Origin of the sequence: Pseudomonas sp. MWU16-30317 (genome assembly GCF_020515695.1) — a bacterium.
Lineage (GTDB): Bacteria > Pseudomonadota > Gammaproteobacteria > Pseudomonadales > Pseudomonadaceae > Aquipseudomonas.
In genome coordinates, this window is record NZ_JAIWJA010000011.1 from 120042 (window position 1) to 134319 (window position 14278).

Here is a 14278-nt window from a genome sequence, read left to right on the forward strand (position 1 = left end):
CAGACGTACATGTTCGCCATGATACATCGCGCGAGTCTCGGACGACTGCCCGGCTGTGCCTATAATCGGATATCGCTGCAGTGCGCCATTCGTTGGCAAGCGGGTCTTTCAACCGGATACAAGGATTTGAAACATGGCCGATAGCGCACAACTTCTGCTGGGTGCCGACCTCGATGGAACGCCTGTGGCGCAGGCCATGCGCCTGAGCAATCGCCACGGTTTGATCGCCGGCGCGACCGGTACGGGCAAGACGGTCACCTTGCAGCGCCTGGCCGAAGCCTTCAGCGACGCTGGTGTGGCGGTGTTCGCCGCCGACATCAAAGGCGATCTGTGTGGTTTGGGGGCGCCCGGCCAACCCACGGGCAAGATTGCCGAGCGGATTGCCGGCATGCCGTGGCTTGGGTATCGGGCCAAAGCCTGCCCAGTGACGCTTTGGGATGTGCACGGCGAGAGCGGCCACCCGCTGCGCACCACCCTCAGCGAGATGGGCCCGCTGCTGATCGGCAGCCTGCTGGAGCTGACCGACAGCCAGCAGGCGGCCCTGTATGCGGCATTCAAGGTGGCTGATCGCGAAGGTTTGTTGTTGCTCGATCTCAAGGACCTCAAGGCGCTGCTCAATCATCTCAAGGACAATCCGCAGTTGCTGGGCGATGACGCGGCCCTGATGACCACCGGTTCCAGCCAGGCCTTGTTGCGGCGCCTGGCGACGCTCGAGCAGCAAGGCGCCGAAGCGCTGTTCGGCGAACCGGCCTTGCAACTTGAAGATCTCCTGCAACCCGATGCCGACGGGCGCGGGCGTATTCATCTGCTGGACGCCAGCCGCCTGGTGCACGAGTCGCCCAAGGTCTACGCGACGTTTTTGCTGTGGTTGCTGGCCGAGTTGTTCGAGCAGCTCCCGGAGCGGGGCGATGCCGACAGGCCGTTGCTGGCATTGTTCTTCGACGAGGCCCACCTGTTGTTCGCCGATACCCCCAAAGCGCTTCAGGACCGGCTCGAGCAAGTGGTGCGGCTGATCCGCTCCAAGGGCGTCGGGGTGTATTTCGTCACTCAGTCGCCCAGCGATTTGCCCGATGGCATCCTCGCCCAGTTGGGGTTGCGCTTGCAGCATGGCTTGCGGGCATTCACCGCCAAGGAGCAGAGATCCCTCAAGGCCGTGGCAGACGGCTTTCGACCCAATCCGGCGTTCGACACCCTCACCGTGCTCACCGAACTGGGCATTGGCGAGGCGCTGGTGGGGACGTTGCAGGACAAGGGCACGCCTGCGATGGTGCAGCGCGTACTGATCGCGCCCCCGCAGTCGCGTATCGGCCCGCTGACCGCGGCCGAGCGCTCGGCGTTGCTAGCGAGCTCGCCGTTGCGAGGCCGTTACGACAAGCCCATCGACCGCGAGTCGGCCTATGAAATCCTATCTGCACGCAGGCTGCAGCCGCCCACGGAGGAAGCCAAGGCGGCTGCGGGCGACAGCCTGGTGGACAAGGCCACGGAGTTTCTCGGGACAGCAGCGGGGCAGGCGATCAAGTCGGCGGTGCGCCAGGCTGCCGGGCAGTTGGGTCGGCAGCTGGTGCGCGGTCTGATGGGGTCGTTGCTGGGCGGCAACAAGCGTCGATAGGCGTGAAAAAGCGCCCTTGGGAGCAAGCCTTGCTCCCACGGGTGTACGGCTCAGGTCCGGATTGTGGAAGCAAGGTTGCGCGTTCGGCGGCGAGGAGGCCAGTCGCATGGATGCAACATACGCGGCCAGCCATGAAAGCGCCTACGACAGGCCGCGTATCAACCCGAGATCAGGTCCCGAGCACCTTGGAGGCCAGCCAGAACAGCCCGGCTGCCAGTGCCATCGAGGCAGGCAGGGTCAGCACCCAGGCCAGCAGGATGGTCTTGATGGTGCCCCCCTGCAGGCCGCTCTTGTTGGCCACCATGGTACCGGCGACCCCCGACGACAACACATGGGTAGTCGACACGGGGAGGGCGAAGATGTTGGCCAGGCCGATCATCGATGCCGTGACGATCTGCGCCGACATGCCCTGGGAGTAGGTCATGCCTTGCTTGCCGATCTTGGTACCGATGGTCAGGACCACACGCTTCCAGCCCACCATGGTGCCGATACCCAGCGCCAGGGCGACAGCGACCACCACCCAGAACGGGGCATACTCGGTGGTTCCGGTCAGGTCCTTGCGCAGCTTGTCGAGGTCGGCCCTCTCGCGAGCATCGAGTACCGGCAGCTTGCTGACTTTTTTCGCGGTGTCATCCAGACACAGCAGATAGCGGCGCACTTCGATGCGCTTTTCTGGCGCGAGCGTATGGTAATCCGCTACGCCCTCGAGGTTGCCCAGCAGCGCGTGGATGGTCGGCTCGGTCTGCTTCGGGTTACAACTGGACTGGGCCGGCAGATCGCTGTCGGACGCCTTGCCGAGGGCCAGAAACTCGCCCAGGGTGGCGCTGTTGCGCTGATAGAACTGGTTCAGGTGCGCGGTAGCGTCGCGGGTGCGTTCGATCTGATAGGTGGTGCTGGTGAGGTCCAGCACGAACTGGCTCGGCACGATGTCGATCAATACCAGCATGATCAGGCCGATGCCCTTCTGGCCATCGTTGGAACCGTGCACGAAGCTCACGGCCATGGCCGAAATCACCAGTACCAGACGATTCCAGAACGGCGGGTGCTTCTTGTCGTCGAGCTTTTTGCGCTGGTCCGGGGTCTTGTGCATCTTGGATGCCGGGCGCCATTTTTTCAGGATCAGCAACACGACGGCCGCGGCCAGGAAGCCGGCCACCGGCGAGAACACCAGCGAAGCGCCGATGTCGATAGCCTTCTGCCAGTTAACGCCGTCGGCCAACGGAATGTTGTTGAGCAAGGCGTTGGCCAGGCCCACACCCAGTATCGAGCCGATCAGGGTATGGGAGCTGGAGGCCGGAATGCCGAAGTACCAGGTCCCCAGGTTCCAGGCGATCGCGGCAGCGAGCAGCGAGAACACCATGGCCAGCCCATGGCCGGTGTTGACGTTGATCAACAGTTCCACCGGCAGCAGATGGACGATGGCATAGGCCACGCCGACACCGCCCAGCAACACGCCGAGGAAGTTGAATAGCCCCGAGAAGAGTACCGCCAGTTGTGGTGGCATGGCCTTGGTATAAATGACTGTGGCCACCGCGTTGGCAGTGTCATGAAAGCCATTGATGAACTCGAAGGCGAGGACGAACGTCAGGGCGAGAATGAGGCTTATCACCACCCAGGCGTCGAGGCCGCTGAATAATTCGATCATGAAGGTTTTGTGACCAGTTCAAAGGGGGCGCGATTATGCCAGAAATCCTTGGCGTTCGATGCACCACTGACCCACCGTTCGAGCGGTTCGGAGTTTTCCGAGCGAGACACTGCGTTGCACTGATGTGCAGGGCGGGGCACTCGGATACCTGGAATACCCCTTGAAATCGGGGGCTCGACTCAGGTGGATCGCTTTCAAACGGCCGTATGAAAAAAGTGTCGAGACCGCTTACTTCATGACCTTAAAAATGTTGTTGCATTCAGCGGCCAGCAGGCAGTCAACGACAAATCTGCCGCACCCGCCTGTGGCCATCGCGGCGCAATGTCATTGCTCAGCCGGTTCCTGCTTGAGTTCCTGCTCGATCTTTTGCAGTTCTTGCTGAAACGCTTGATCCTGGACCGTTGCCCTTTTACGCCAAGGTTTACGCTCAGGGTCCGGTTGGGCCGCATAAGTGGTGATCTCACCGCCGTAAACATCCTTGTAACGTTGTTCCTGGCGCTCGAGTTCTGCGCGCAGTTCGTCTTTTGTCACGTTAATACCTAATAGATTAATAAGACCATTTCGGACGTATTGTCCTTGCGCCTTGCCCACCCGCAGAACTAACGGCGGAGATGGTAAAGGCTGCACGGGCTGCGGCGTCCAAGGGAATTGCTGTCGCAGCGACAGAGTAGGTCGTCGCCGATAGGGCATGTGCAACTCCGGATGTTTTCCAGGAAGCGCTGCATGCAGATCGGTCGAACGTGCCCGCGATAACCATTGATGAGCTGATGATGGGGTATCGCGGAGGTTCTTTGTCCAGGCGCCGATTATAGCAAGGGCGCTGTGGAACACTATCCTCACACCGGCGTGGAAGGTAATCCAAACGCTGCATTTTGTTTCAGCGTGCCGGACAAGTCGTAACTTAATCGGTAAACCCTTGCCTTGTAAAGTTTGAGGTCAAAGGTATTTAAAAGTTTCAGTTTATTAGCGGATGTTTCATCGACGGAAAACATCCATTCTTCAAGTCCGCTGCCGGTCGCTGGCCTGGGGTGTTGCGATAATCGGTCGGTGGTTCGATAATCGCCCAAAGCTGCCAGGTGCCTTTGCGCACCTGGATGATATTCGAGCCGTCAGGAATTGCGCATGAACGACAAATTACGGAGCGCCTTCACTTCTTTGGCGCCGCCCATCGTTGCGTCGGCCGCCAAGCGCATTCAGGCGTTTGCTGGCGATCCGGACTTCATGACCTCGCTGGCCCGCGGGCTTGCCGTGGTGCAGGCGTTTCAGGAGCGCAAGCGTCACCTGACCATCGCCCAGATCAGCCATCGTACCGAAATCCCTCGGGCGGCCGTGCGTCGCTGCCTGCATACCCTGATCAAACTGGGCTACGCCACCACCGATGGGCGCACCTATTCGCTGCTGCCCAAAGTGCTGACCCTCGGCCATGCATACCTGTCATCGACGCCGCTGGCGGTATCGGCGCAGCCCTATCTGGACCGTACCAGCGAGCAACTGCACGAAGCCTGCAACATGGCCACGCTCGAAGGCGACGACATTCTCTATATAGCGCGTTCCGCCACGACCCAACGGTTGATCTCGGTGGACCTGTCGGTGGGTGGGCGTCTGCCGGCCTATTGCACGTCCATGGGCCGCATCCTGCTCTCGGCGCTGGATGATGCGACCCTGCAGGATTATTTGCAAAACGTCGAATTGCAGCCCAAGACCAGCCGCACCCTGACCGACCCAGAGGCGCTGTTTGCCTGTCTGCAGCAAGTGCGCGAGCAAGGCTGGTGCATCGTTGACCAGGAACTCGAGCAAGGCCTGCGCTCTATTGCAGTGCCGGTCTATGACGCCTCGGGTCAAGTACTTGCAGCGCTTAATGTGAGTACCCATGCGGGTCGGGTCCCGCGCAGCGAACTGGAAACTCGATTCTTGCCGATTCTGCTCAGCGCCAGCCGTGAACTGAGCGCACAACTGTTCAGGTAGGCGTGTTCAGGTAGGCGCGCCGCAAACAGGCCGCGACTCGATGGAACAGCATGGCTATGGCCAGCAGGTCAGCGATTGATGTCCGATAAACGCACGGATACGCGTTTGTCGAATTGACGGCCCCGAGCCCGGCTTATTAATGTCGTCGCCACGGATCGTTGCTGCGCGGTCCACAATAATAATGAGCGAGAGGCAAGCCCCACCATGATCCATCTCCAGCACGTGCATCGCCCACGTCCACCAGATATCGGTTCCCAAGGGAGCTGATCAAAGCTTTTGCATCGCAACACCTGTGCCGCGCCACGCTCGGTACGGACGCCCTGTGCGTCACTCTATAAAACGGATAAAAACCATGAACAGTCCCGAAAGCAAAGTCGGACAGTGCCTCGACGTACAGTCCTTCATCAATGCCAGTCCGATCTCTCGCTATCAGTGGCGAGTGGTCATTCTGTGCTTCCTGATCGTTTTTCTCGATGGCCTGGACACTGCGGCCATGGGTTTCATTGCGCCTGCGCTGTCCCAGGACTGGGGGATCGACCGCGCCAGCCTGGGGCCGGTGATGAGTGCCGCGCTGATCGGCATGGTCTTCGGTGCTTTGGGTTCCGGGCCGTTGGCCGACCGCTTCGGGCGCAAAGGCGTGCTGGTTGGCGCGGTGCTGGTGTTCGGCGTGTTCAGCCTGGCCTCGGCATTCAGCGGCAACGTTCAGGAACTGCTGATCCTGCGCTTCCTCACTGGGCTCGGCCTGGGGGCGGGTATGCCCAATGCCACCACGCTGTTGTCCGAATACACCCCTGAACGCAAGAAGTCGCTGCTGGTCACCAGTATGTTCTGCGGCTTCAACCTGGGGATGGCCGGTGGCGGGTTTATCTCCGCCAAGTTGATTCCCGCTTTTGGCTGGCACGCCTTGCTGCTGCTGGGTGGCATCCTGCCGTTGATCCTCTGCGTAGTACTGCTGTTCTGGCTGCCGGAGTCGGCGCGTTTTCTGGTGGTGCGCAATCGGGGTACCGACAAGGTGCGCAAGGTGCTGGCGCCTATCGAGCCGATCCAGGTGGCACAGGCGGGCAGTTTCAGTGTGCCGGAGCAGCAGACGGTCAAATCGCGTAACGTGCTGGCGGTCATTTTCTCGGGCACCTACAGCGCCGGCACCTTGCTGCTGTGGCTGACGTATTTCATGGGCCTGGTGATCGTCTATCTGCTGACCAGTTGGCTACCGACGCTGATGCGCGAAAACGGCGCGAGCATGGAACAGGCAGCCTTCATCGGCGCCCTGTTCCAGTTCGGTGGCGTATTGAGCGCGGTAGGCGTGGGCTGGGCCATGGACCGCTTCAACCCGCACAAGGTCATCGGCACCTTCTATTTGCTGGCCGGTGTCTTCGCCTACGCCGTGGGGCAGAGCCTGGGGCATATCACGGTCCTGGCCACGCTGGTGCTGGTCGCCGGTATGTGCGTCAACGGCGCGCAGTCGGCGATGCCGTCGCTGGCCGCGCGTTTCTATCCGACCCAGGGGCGTGCCACGGGCGTCTCGTGGATGCTCGGTATCGGTCGTTTCGGCGCGATTCTCGGAGCCTGGATCGGCGCGACGCTGCTGGGCCTGGGCTGGAATTTCGAGCAGGTACTCACTGCGTTGGTGGTGCCTGCCGCAGTGGCTTGCACCGCCGTGGTGATCAAGGGGCTGGTCAGCCACGCCGATGCCACCTGAGCATCTTTGTTCGATAATCGAACTGATAGTCGATTATCGGATTGTTTGCCGTGCAGCAGACGCTTACTCTGCTGCACTTTGCGGCGCATGCCTCGCGCCTTTTTTATTCTGCACGGTCTAATCTGCCTCGGGCCTGCAAAGGCCCAGTATCAGGAGAAGCATGATGCGTGATGTTTTTATCTGTGATGCCATTCGTACCCCTATCGGTCGCTTCGGCGGTGGTCTGTCCGGCGTGCGCGCCGATGACCTGGCGGCGGCACCGATCAAGGCGCTGATCGAGCGCAACCCCTCGGTGCAATGGGATCAGGTGGATGAAGTGTTCCTCGGCTGCGCCAACCAGGCCGGTGAAGACAACCGCAACGTCGCGCGCATGGCCGCCTTGCTTGCCGGCCTGCCGGAGAGCATCCCGGGTGTGACCCTCAATCGCCTGTGCGCCTCGGGCATGGACGCCGTGGGCACCGCCTTCCGCGCCATCGCCAGTGGCGAGATGGAGCTGGCGATCGCTGGCGGCGTCGAGTCGATGTCCCGTGCGCCGTTCGTGATGGGCAAGGCCGATGCGGCGTTCTCGCGCAACATGAAGCTCGAAGACACCACCATCGGCTGGCGCTTCGTCAATCCGCTGATGAAGGCCCAATATGGTGTCGACGCGATGCCGCAGACCGCCGACAACGTTGCCGACGATTATCAGGTGTCGCGCGCCGATCAGGACGCTTTCGCCCTGCGTAGCCAGCAACGCACGGCCGCCGCGCAGGCTGCGGGTTTCTTTGCCGAAGAGATCGTGCCGGTGCGTATCGCCCATAAGAAGGGCGAAACCATCGTCGACACCGATGAGCATCCCCGCGCTGATACCAGCCTCGAGACCCTGGCCAAGCTCAAGCCGGTCAATGGCGCTGACAAGACCGTTACCGCCGGCAACGCATCGGGCGTGAATGACGGCGCTGCGGCGATGATCCTGGCCTCGGCCGAAGCGGTGAAAAAACATGGGCTGACCGCACGTGCTCGGGTGCTCGGCATGGCCAGCGCTGCGGTCGCCCCTCGGGTCATGGGTATTGGCCCGGTGCCAGCAGTGCTCAAGCTCACTGAGCGCCTGGGCCTGGCAGTCAGCGATTTCGACGTCATCGAGCTCAATGAAGCCTTCGCCAGCCAGGGTCTGGCGGTACTGCGCGGCCTGGGTTTGGCCGACGATGCGCCGCAGGTCAATCCGAACGGCGGCGCCATTGCCTTGGGCCACCCGTTGGGCATGAGCGGCGCTCGGTTGATCCTCACCGCACTGCATCACCTGGAAAAAACCGGCGGCAAGAAGGGATTGGCGACCATGTGCGTCGGCGTTGGTCAGGGTTTGGCGCTGGCGATCGAACGGGTTTGAGTCATTGTGGGCTGTGCCGACCTCTTCGCGGGCTAGCCCCGCTCCTACAGGTGACGGGCCAACGCTCTGAGAGCAAAGCTTGCTCGCGAACAGGCCCTCGAAATCCCCGATAACAAGCAGCAACAACGCCGGTGCCTTCAGGCGCTGGCGTGTTCACCCCAGCTCGACCGGGGTGAACTAGTCGATCGCCCGAACCCTTTTGTGCCTCCACGCAAGGCAGAAACGGGTTTGGGTAATTGCCTTGTGCCATGAGGATGTTACGGTATATGTCTAAACCGTTAGTACCCTCAACGAGTGAGCAAAAAATGACAACAACTCATTACACGGGAGAGGAGCGCAAGAAGCGCATCTTCGCTATCGTCGGTGCCTCTTCGGGCAACCTGGTGGAGTGGTTCGACTTCTACGTCTACGCCTTCTGCGCCATTTATTTCGCCCCTGCGTTTTTCCCCTCCGACAACCCGACGGTTCAGCTGGTCAACACCGCAGGTGTGTTCGCCGCGGGCTTTTTGATGCGGCCCATTGGCGGCTGGCTGTTTGGGCGTGTGGCCGACAAGCACGGGCGCAAGAACTCGATGATGATTTCGGTGCTGATGATGTGCTTCGGCTCGCTGGTCATCGCCTTTCTGCCGACCTATGCCACCATCGGCGTATGGGCGCCGATCATCCTGCTGCTGGCGCGCCTGTTCCAGGGGCTGTCGGTGGGCGGTGAATATGGCACCACCGCCACCTACATGAGTGAAGTGGCATTGCGCGGCCAGCGCGGCTTCTTCGCCTCGTTCCAATACGTGACCCTGATCGGCGGTCAGTTGCTGGCGGTGCTGACCGTGGTGATCCTCCAGCAGTTTCTCGACGAGCCCGAGCTGAAGGCCTGGGGCTGGCGCATTCCGTTCGTGGTCGGTGCCGTTGCCGCAGTGATCTCGCTGCTGCTGCGTCGCACGCTTGAAGAAACCAGCACCGCCGAAACTCGCGCCGACAAGGACGCCGGCAGCATTGCCAGTTTGTTCAAGAATCACACCGCGGCCTTCATCACCGTTCTCGGCTACACCGCCGGTGGCTCGCTGATTTTCTACACCTTCACTACGTACATGCAGAAGTACCTGGTCAACACGGCGGGCATGCACGCCAAGACCGCCAGCTACATCATGACCGGCGCACTGTTCTGCTATATGTGCATGCAGCCGTTGTTCGGCATGTTGGCCGACAGGATCGGGCGGCGTAAATCCATGCTGTGGTTCGGTGCTCTGGGCGCGCTGTGCGTATTCCCGATCCTGATTGCGCTGAAAACCGTGACCAGTCCGTTCCTGGCGTTTGTGTTGATCACCTTGGCACTGGCCATCGTCAGCCTCTATACCTCGATCAGCGGCCTGGTCAAAGCCGAGATGTTCCCGCCGCAAGTACGTGCGCTCGGAGTTGGCCTGGCCTACGCGGTGGCCAACGCGATCTTCGGTGGCTCGGCAGAATACGTCGCCCTGCAGCTCAAGGCCGGGGGCAGCGAAAACACTTTCTACTGGTATGTGACGGTAATGATGGTGATTGCTTTCCTGTTCAGCCTGCGCTTGCCCAAAGAGCCCAAGTACCTGCACCAGGATCATTGATCCATCCGCGCACCCGATAGTCGGGCGCGCCTAGAGAGGTTGAGTTATGAGCGACAGACCGAGCAATCAGTTGTTCGATGCCTACTTCACCCGCCGCGACATGCGCGAGGTATTTTCCGACCGCGGGCGGGTCCAGGGCATGCTGGATTTCGAGGCCGGTCTGGCGCGTGCCGAAGCCGAGGTGGGGGTAATCCCCAGCGAGGCCGTGGCACCTATCGAGGCGGCGTGTGACGCCGGCCTCTACGATTTCGAGGCGCTAGGCGAGGCGATCGTCAGTGCTGGCAACTCGGCTATTCCACTGGTGAAGATGCTCGGCAAGCGAATTGCCGACAAGGACGCCGGCGCCGAGCGTTTCGTGCACCTGGGCGCTACCAGTCAGGACGTGATGGACAGCGGCCTGGTGCTGCAACTGCGCGCCGCGCTGGGGCTGCTGGAAGCCGACCTCGGCGAGCTGGCCACCGTGCTGGCCGCGCAGGCGCAACGCTATGCGGCCACGCCGATGGCCGGGCGCACCTGGCTGCAGCACGCCACGCCAGTGACCTTGGGGATGAAAATCGCCGGCTGGCTGGGCGCCGTCACCCGTCACCGCGAGCGTCTGGCTGAAATCAAGCCGCGCCTGCTGGTGCTGCAGTTCGGTGGCGCCTCAGGCAGCCTCGCGGCGCTGGGCGACAAGGCCCTGCCGATCGCCGAAGCGCTGGCCCGCACGCTGGATCTGACCTTGCCCGAGCAACCCTGGCACACCCAGCGCGATCGGCTGGTGGAGTTCGCAGCCCTGCTCGGGCTGATTGCCGGCAGCCTCGGCAAGCTGGGCCGCGACGTCAGCCTGCTGATGCAGACTGAGGCCGCCGAGGTATTCGAGCCGTCGGCGCCTGGCAAGGGCGGTTCGTCGACCATGCCGCACAAACGCAATCCGGTCGGTGCTGCAGTGCTGATCGGTGCCGCCAGCCGAGTGCCGGGGCTGGTCTCTACCATGTTCGCCGCCATGCCTCAGGAGCACGAGCGCAGCCTCGGCCTTTGGCACGCCGAATGGGACACCCTGCCGGAGATCTGCTGCCTGGTCTCTGGCGCGCTGCAGCAGGCCCTGCTGTTTGCCAAGGGGCTGGAAGTGGATGCCGCGCGCATGGCCAAAAACCTCGACCTGACTCAGGGCCTGGTACTGGCCGAAGCGGTCAGTATCGTCCTCGCCCAGCGCCTGGGGCGTGACACCGCCCACCACTTGCTGGAGCAGTGCTGCAAGCGCGCGGTGGCCGAAGGTCGGCACCTGCGTGCGGTGCTGGGCGACGATGCCCAGGTCACGGCCGAATTGTCGGCCAGCGAACTGGACCGCCTGCTGGATCCGGCCCACTACCTCGGTCAGGCGCAAGTCTGGGTCGAGCGCGCGGTGGCCGAGCACAGCCGTTTCGAACACTCAAGCCACGCCTGATCAATGCCTGAAGGAGACTGCCCGTGGGAAGCGTACAACTCGCCGATGGCGAACTGAACTACCAACTCGATGGCCCGAGCGACGCGCCAGTGCTGGTGTTGTCCAATTCGTTGGGTACCAACCTGCACATGTGGGACTCCCAGATCCCGGCTTTTACCGAGCACTTTCGCGTGTTGCGCTACGACACCCGCGGCCATGGCCAATCGTTGGTCACGCCGGGGCCCTACAGCATCGAGCAACTGGGCAAGGATGTACTGGCGCTGCTCGACGCGCTGAACATCGACCGCGCGCATTTCTGCGGTCTGTCCATGGGCGGGCTGATCGGGCAGTGGCTGGGCATCAATGCCGGCTCGCGCCTGCGCCGTCTGGTGGTCTGCAACACGGCCGCCAAGATCGGTACCCCGGACATCTGGAATCCGCGTATCGAAATGGTCCTGCGCGATCGCGAGGCCGCCATGGTCGGCCTGCGCGATGCTTCCATTGCCCGCTGGTTCACCCCGGACTACGCCGAGGCGCATCCGGATCAGGCCAAGCGCATCACCGATATGCTGGCCTCGACCAACCCCGAGGGCTATGCAGCCAACTGCGGTGCGGTGCGCGATGCTGATTTCCGCGAGCAACTGGGTGCCATCAAGGTGCCGCTGCTGGTGATCGCTGGTACCGAAGACGCGGTGACGCCACCCGCTGGCAGCCTGTTCATCAAAGAGCACGTCAAGGGCGCCGAATACGCCGAGTTCCACGCGGCGCATCTGTCCAACGTGCAGGCGGGCGACGCGTTCAGCCAGCGCGTGATCGAATTCTTGCTGAGCAAGAACCTTTAAAAGACCATCTGGGAGGTCCGTTGTGGACGAGAAAGAACGTTACGAAGCCGGCATGCAAGTGCGTCGCGCCGTCCTGGGCGAAGCCCATGTCGATCGTAGTCTGAAGAACCTCACCGAGTTCAACTCGGAATTTCAGGAAATGATCACCCGCCACGCCTGGGGTGATATCTGGACGCGCCCGGGCCTGCCGCGTCACACCCGCAGCCTGATCACTATCGCCATGTTGATCGGCATGAACCGCAATGACGAACTCAAGCTGCATCTGCGGGCTGCTGCCAACAACGGGGTGACCCGTGCCGAGATCAAGGAGGTGCTGATGCAGAGCGCGATCTACTGCGGTATCCCGGCCGCCAACGCGACGTTCCACCTGGCCGAATCGGTGTGGGACGAGCTGGGCGTCGAGTCCCGCGAGGGCTGACTTTTGTCTGCTCCAACAAGAACCCCCGCTGAATGCGGGGGTTCTTGTTTATGCCGCCTGGGCGCTTACAGGAACGAAATCGGGTACTGGATGATCACCCGATTCTCGTCGAAGCTGTTGGTGTTGCCATAGTTGCGGCGCAAGGTGGAGTTCCTCCAGCGCAGGGACAGGTTCTTGAAGGTACCGCTTTGCAGCACGTAGGCGACCTCGGTTTCGCGACCGCGATCTTCACCATCGGTGACGCCGTTGGAATGCACGTTGGAGCCTTCGATAAAGCGGTTCATCAAGGTCAGGCCCGGTACGCCGAGGCCGGCGAAGTTGTAATCATGGCGGACCTGCCAGGACTTCTCGTCCTTGAGCTCGTAACTCCAGCCGTAGCTGTCGTTCGCCAGGGTGCCGCCGCTGGTGCCCGCAATGCGCTGCCAGGCGGCTTCGCCCATGACTTTCTGCAAGCCGACGTAGAAGGTGTTGAAGCCGACCTTGAGCGAGAACAGCCCGGACATGGTGCGGTTGTCCTGATCGCCTGCCAGTGCCGAGCCATCGGTATCACCGATGAAGTAACCGAGGTTGGCGCCTGCGGTAATGTTGTCGGTGATCGGTTGCGAGTGCAGGATCTGGAAGTATTTCTGGTGGTAGATGTCTTCCAGCTGACCGTACCAGGCGCCCACCAGAGTACGTTTGTCGTTGAAGGTGTACTCGGCGCCGGCAAAGTTGTAGTGGTCGCTGCTGATGCTCGGTTTGCCGTGGATCGTGGTGCCGGCGGTGTTGAGCGACAGGCGCTCCATGCTGGCGTCGTTACGCTGGCTGTTGCCGCTGAACTGGCCGGCGTACAGGGTCACGTCCTTGATCTCCTTGGAGGTGATCTGGCCGCCTTTCAAGGTTTGTGGCAGCGAGCGGCCATCGTCGGCACGGACGATCGGCAGCACTGGCATCCATTCGCCGATTTTCAGTTCGGTCTTGGAGATCTTCGCCTTGCCAGCGATCGCCAGGCGGCCGAATGAGTCGGCCGGGGTGTTGTTGTCATGCACCGGCAGCAGTTGCGAGCCATAGGTGCCTCTACCGCCATCAAGTTTGTATGACATCAACCCCAATACGTCGACACCGAAGCCAACGAAGCCGTTAGTGAAGCCGGACTTGGCGTCGAGAATGAAACTTTGTGTCCATTCGTCTGCCGCGCCGCGTTTGGTCGCGCCCGGCACGACGAGCGATTTGCCGTTGTCGACGAAGTTGCGGTTGAAGTAGAAGTTGCGCAGGTTGAGGTTGACCTTGGCGTCTTCGACGAAGCCATGGGCGTCGTCAGCGAAGCTCGGTGCGCCGGCGCCCAGGGTCGCCAGCGTCAGGAGGCTGAGGGTAACGCGGTGTTTGCCTGTGTGTTTGCTCATTTTTATTGTGTGCTCTTTTGGTGATCTGAATGCAGGTGCAAGCCGCAACGTCGATGTCGCAATCGTGATGTTCAGTCGTTCGGATGCCGTCAGCGCAAAACGCTGGCGCATCTTGAAGAGATCAATCGGGTAGGGGAGTGCGCATGGACATGGGGCTCAACCTTTTGTTATTTATTGTTGGTTATCGTGTGGTCTGACGCTTTCTTTAGCCTCTGCTCCGCGAAGGTACAGGAGGATGTTTCGGTAAGCGGATGGTGCAATCTCGACCCGGAGTGGGTCAATTCGCCGCACGGGAATCTGGGCGATAAGCGAACACTAACTGTTTGGTTAATTTTGTGTCAAGTTGTCGGACAGG

At 61.5% G+C, this 14278-nt stretch carries 12 protein-coding genes; 8 read left to right on the forward strand and 4 right to left on the reverse strand.

Annotated elements, in window-relative coordinates; translation table 11 throughout:
- The first annotated feature begins 133 nt into the window (after positions 1–133).
- Positions 134–1609, forward strand: a complete 1476-nt coding sequence (locus LIX93_RS25365) for a helicase HerA-like domain-containing protein (protein ID WP_226506820.1) — start codon at positions 134–136, stop codon at positions 1607–1609.
- Positions 1610–1778: 169 nt separating this feature from the next.
- Here LIX93_RS25365 and LIX93_RS25370 read toward each other — a convergent pair whose 3' ends face one another.
- From LIX93_RS25370 to LIX93_RS25380, 3 genes are all read right to left on the reverse strand, one after another.
- The gene (locus tag LIX93_RS25370; RefSeq protein ID WP_226506821.1) at positions 1779–3254 is read right to left on the reverse strand and encodes an inorganic phosphate transporter; all 1476 of its coding nucleotides are present in this window, start codon (positions 3252–3254) and stop codon (positions 1779–1781) included.
- A gap of 324 nt (positions 3255–3578) precedes the next feature.
- Complete coding sequence (locus tag LIX93_RS25375; protein WP_226506890.1) at positions 3579–3785, reverse strand: hypothetical protein; 207 nt, start codon at positions 3783–3785, stop codon at positions 3579–3581.
- A gap of 305 nt (positions 3786–4090) precedes the next feature.
- A complete protein-coding gene (locus LIX93_RS25380; protein WP_226506822.1) occupies positions 4091–4321 on the reverse strand; it encodes a hypothetical protein in 231 nt (76 codons plus the stop codon).
- 55 nt (positions 4322–4376) lie between these two features.
- On the opposite strand from LIX93_RS25380, the gene pcaR reads away from it, so the two are divergent.
- From pcaR to pcaC, 7 genes are all read left to right on the forward strand, one after another.
- On the forward strand, positions 4377–5219 hold the full coding sequence (pcaR, locus tag LIX93_RS25385) for a pca regulon transcriptional regulator PcaR (RefSeq protein WP_226506823.1): 843 nt from the start codon (positions 4377–4379) through the stop codon (positions 5217–5219).
- A gap of 352 nt (positions 5220–5571) precedes the next feature.
- On the forward strand, positions 5572–6918 hold the full coding sequence (locus tag LIX93_RS25390) for an MFS transporter (protein WP_226506824.1): 1347 nt from the start codon (positions 5572–5574) through the stop codon (positions 6916–6918).
- A gap of 160 nt (positions 6919–7078) precedes the next feature.
- Positions 7079–8284 (forward strand): 3-oxoadipyl-CoA thiolase, encoded by a 1206-nt coding sequence (gene pcaF / locus LIX93_RS25395; RefSeq protein WP_226506825.1) that lies wholly within the window; start codon positions 7079–7081, stop codon positions 8282–8284.
- A gap of 305 nt (positions 8285–8589) precedes the next feature.
- Positions 8590–9879 carry an MFS family transporter gene (locus LIX93_RS25400; protein ID WP_226506826.1) on the forward strand — a complete coding sequence of 430 codons (1290 nt, stop codon included), beginning with the start codon at positions 8590–8592 and terminating at the stop codon, positions 9877–9879.
- 46 nt (positions 9880–9925) lie between these two features.
- Complete coding sequence (locus tag LIX93_RS25405; RefSeq protein WP_226506827.1) at positions 9926–11302, forward strand: 3-carboxy-cis,cis-muconate cycloisomerase; 1377 nt, start codon at positions 9926–9928, stop codon at positions 11300–11302.
- A 23-nt stretch (positions 11303–11325) separates the two neighbouring features.
- The gene (gene pcaD / locus LIX93_RS25410) at positions 11326–12123 is read left to right on the forward strand and encodes a 3-oxoadipate enol-lactonase (protein ID WP_226506828.1); all 798 of its coding nucleotides are present in this window, start codon (positions 11326–11328) and stop codon (positions 12121–12123) included.
- Positions 12124–12145: 22 nt separating this feature from the next.
- Positions 12146–12541, forward strand: a complete 396-nt coding sequence (gene pcaC, locus LIX93_RS25415) for a 4-carboxymuconolactone decarboxylase (RefSeq protein WP_226506829.1) — start codon at positions 12146–12148, stop codon at positions 12539–12541.
- 65 nt (positions 12542–12606) lie between these two features.
- On the opposite strand, the gene LIX93_RS25420 is transcribed toward pcaC, so the two are convergent.
- The gene (locus tag LIX93_RS25420) at positions 12607–13923 is read right to left on the reverse strand and encodes an OprD family porin (protein WP_226506830.1); all 1317 of its coding nucleotides are present in this window, start codon (positions 13921–13923) and stop codon (positions 12607–12609) included.
- Between the last annotated feature and the right edge of the window lie 355 nt (positions 13924–14278).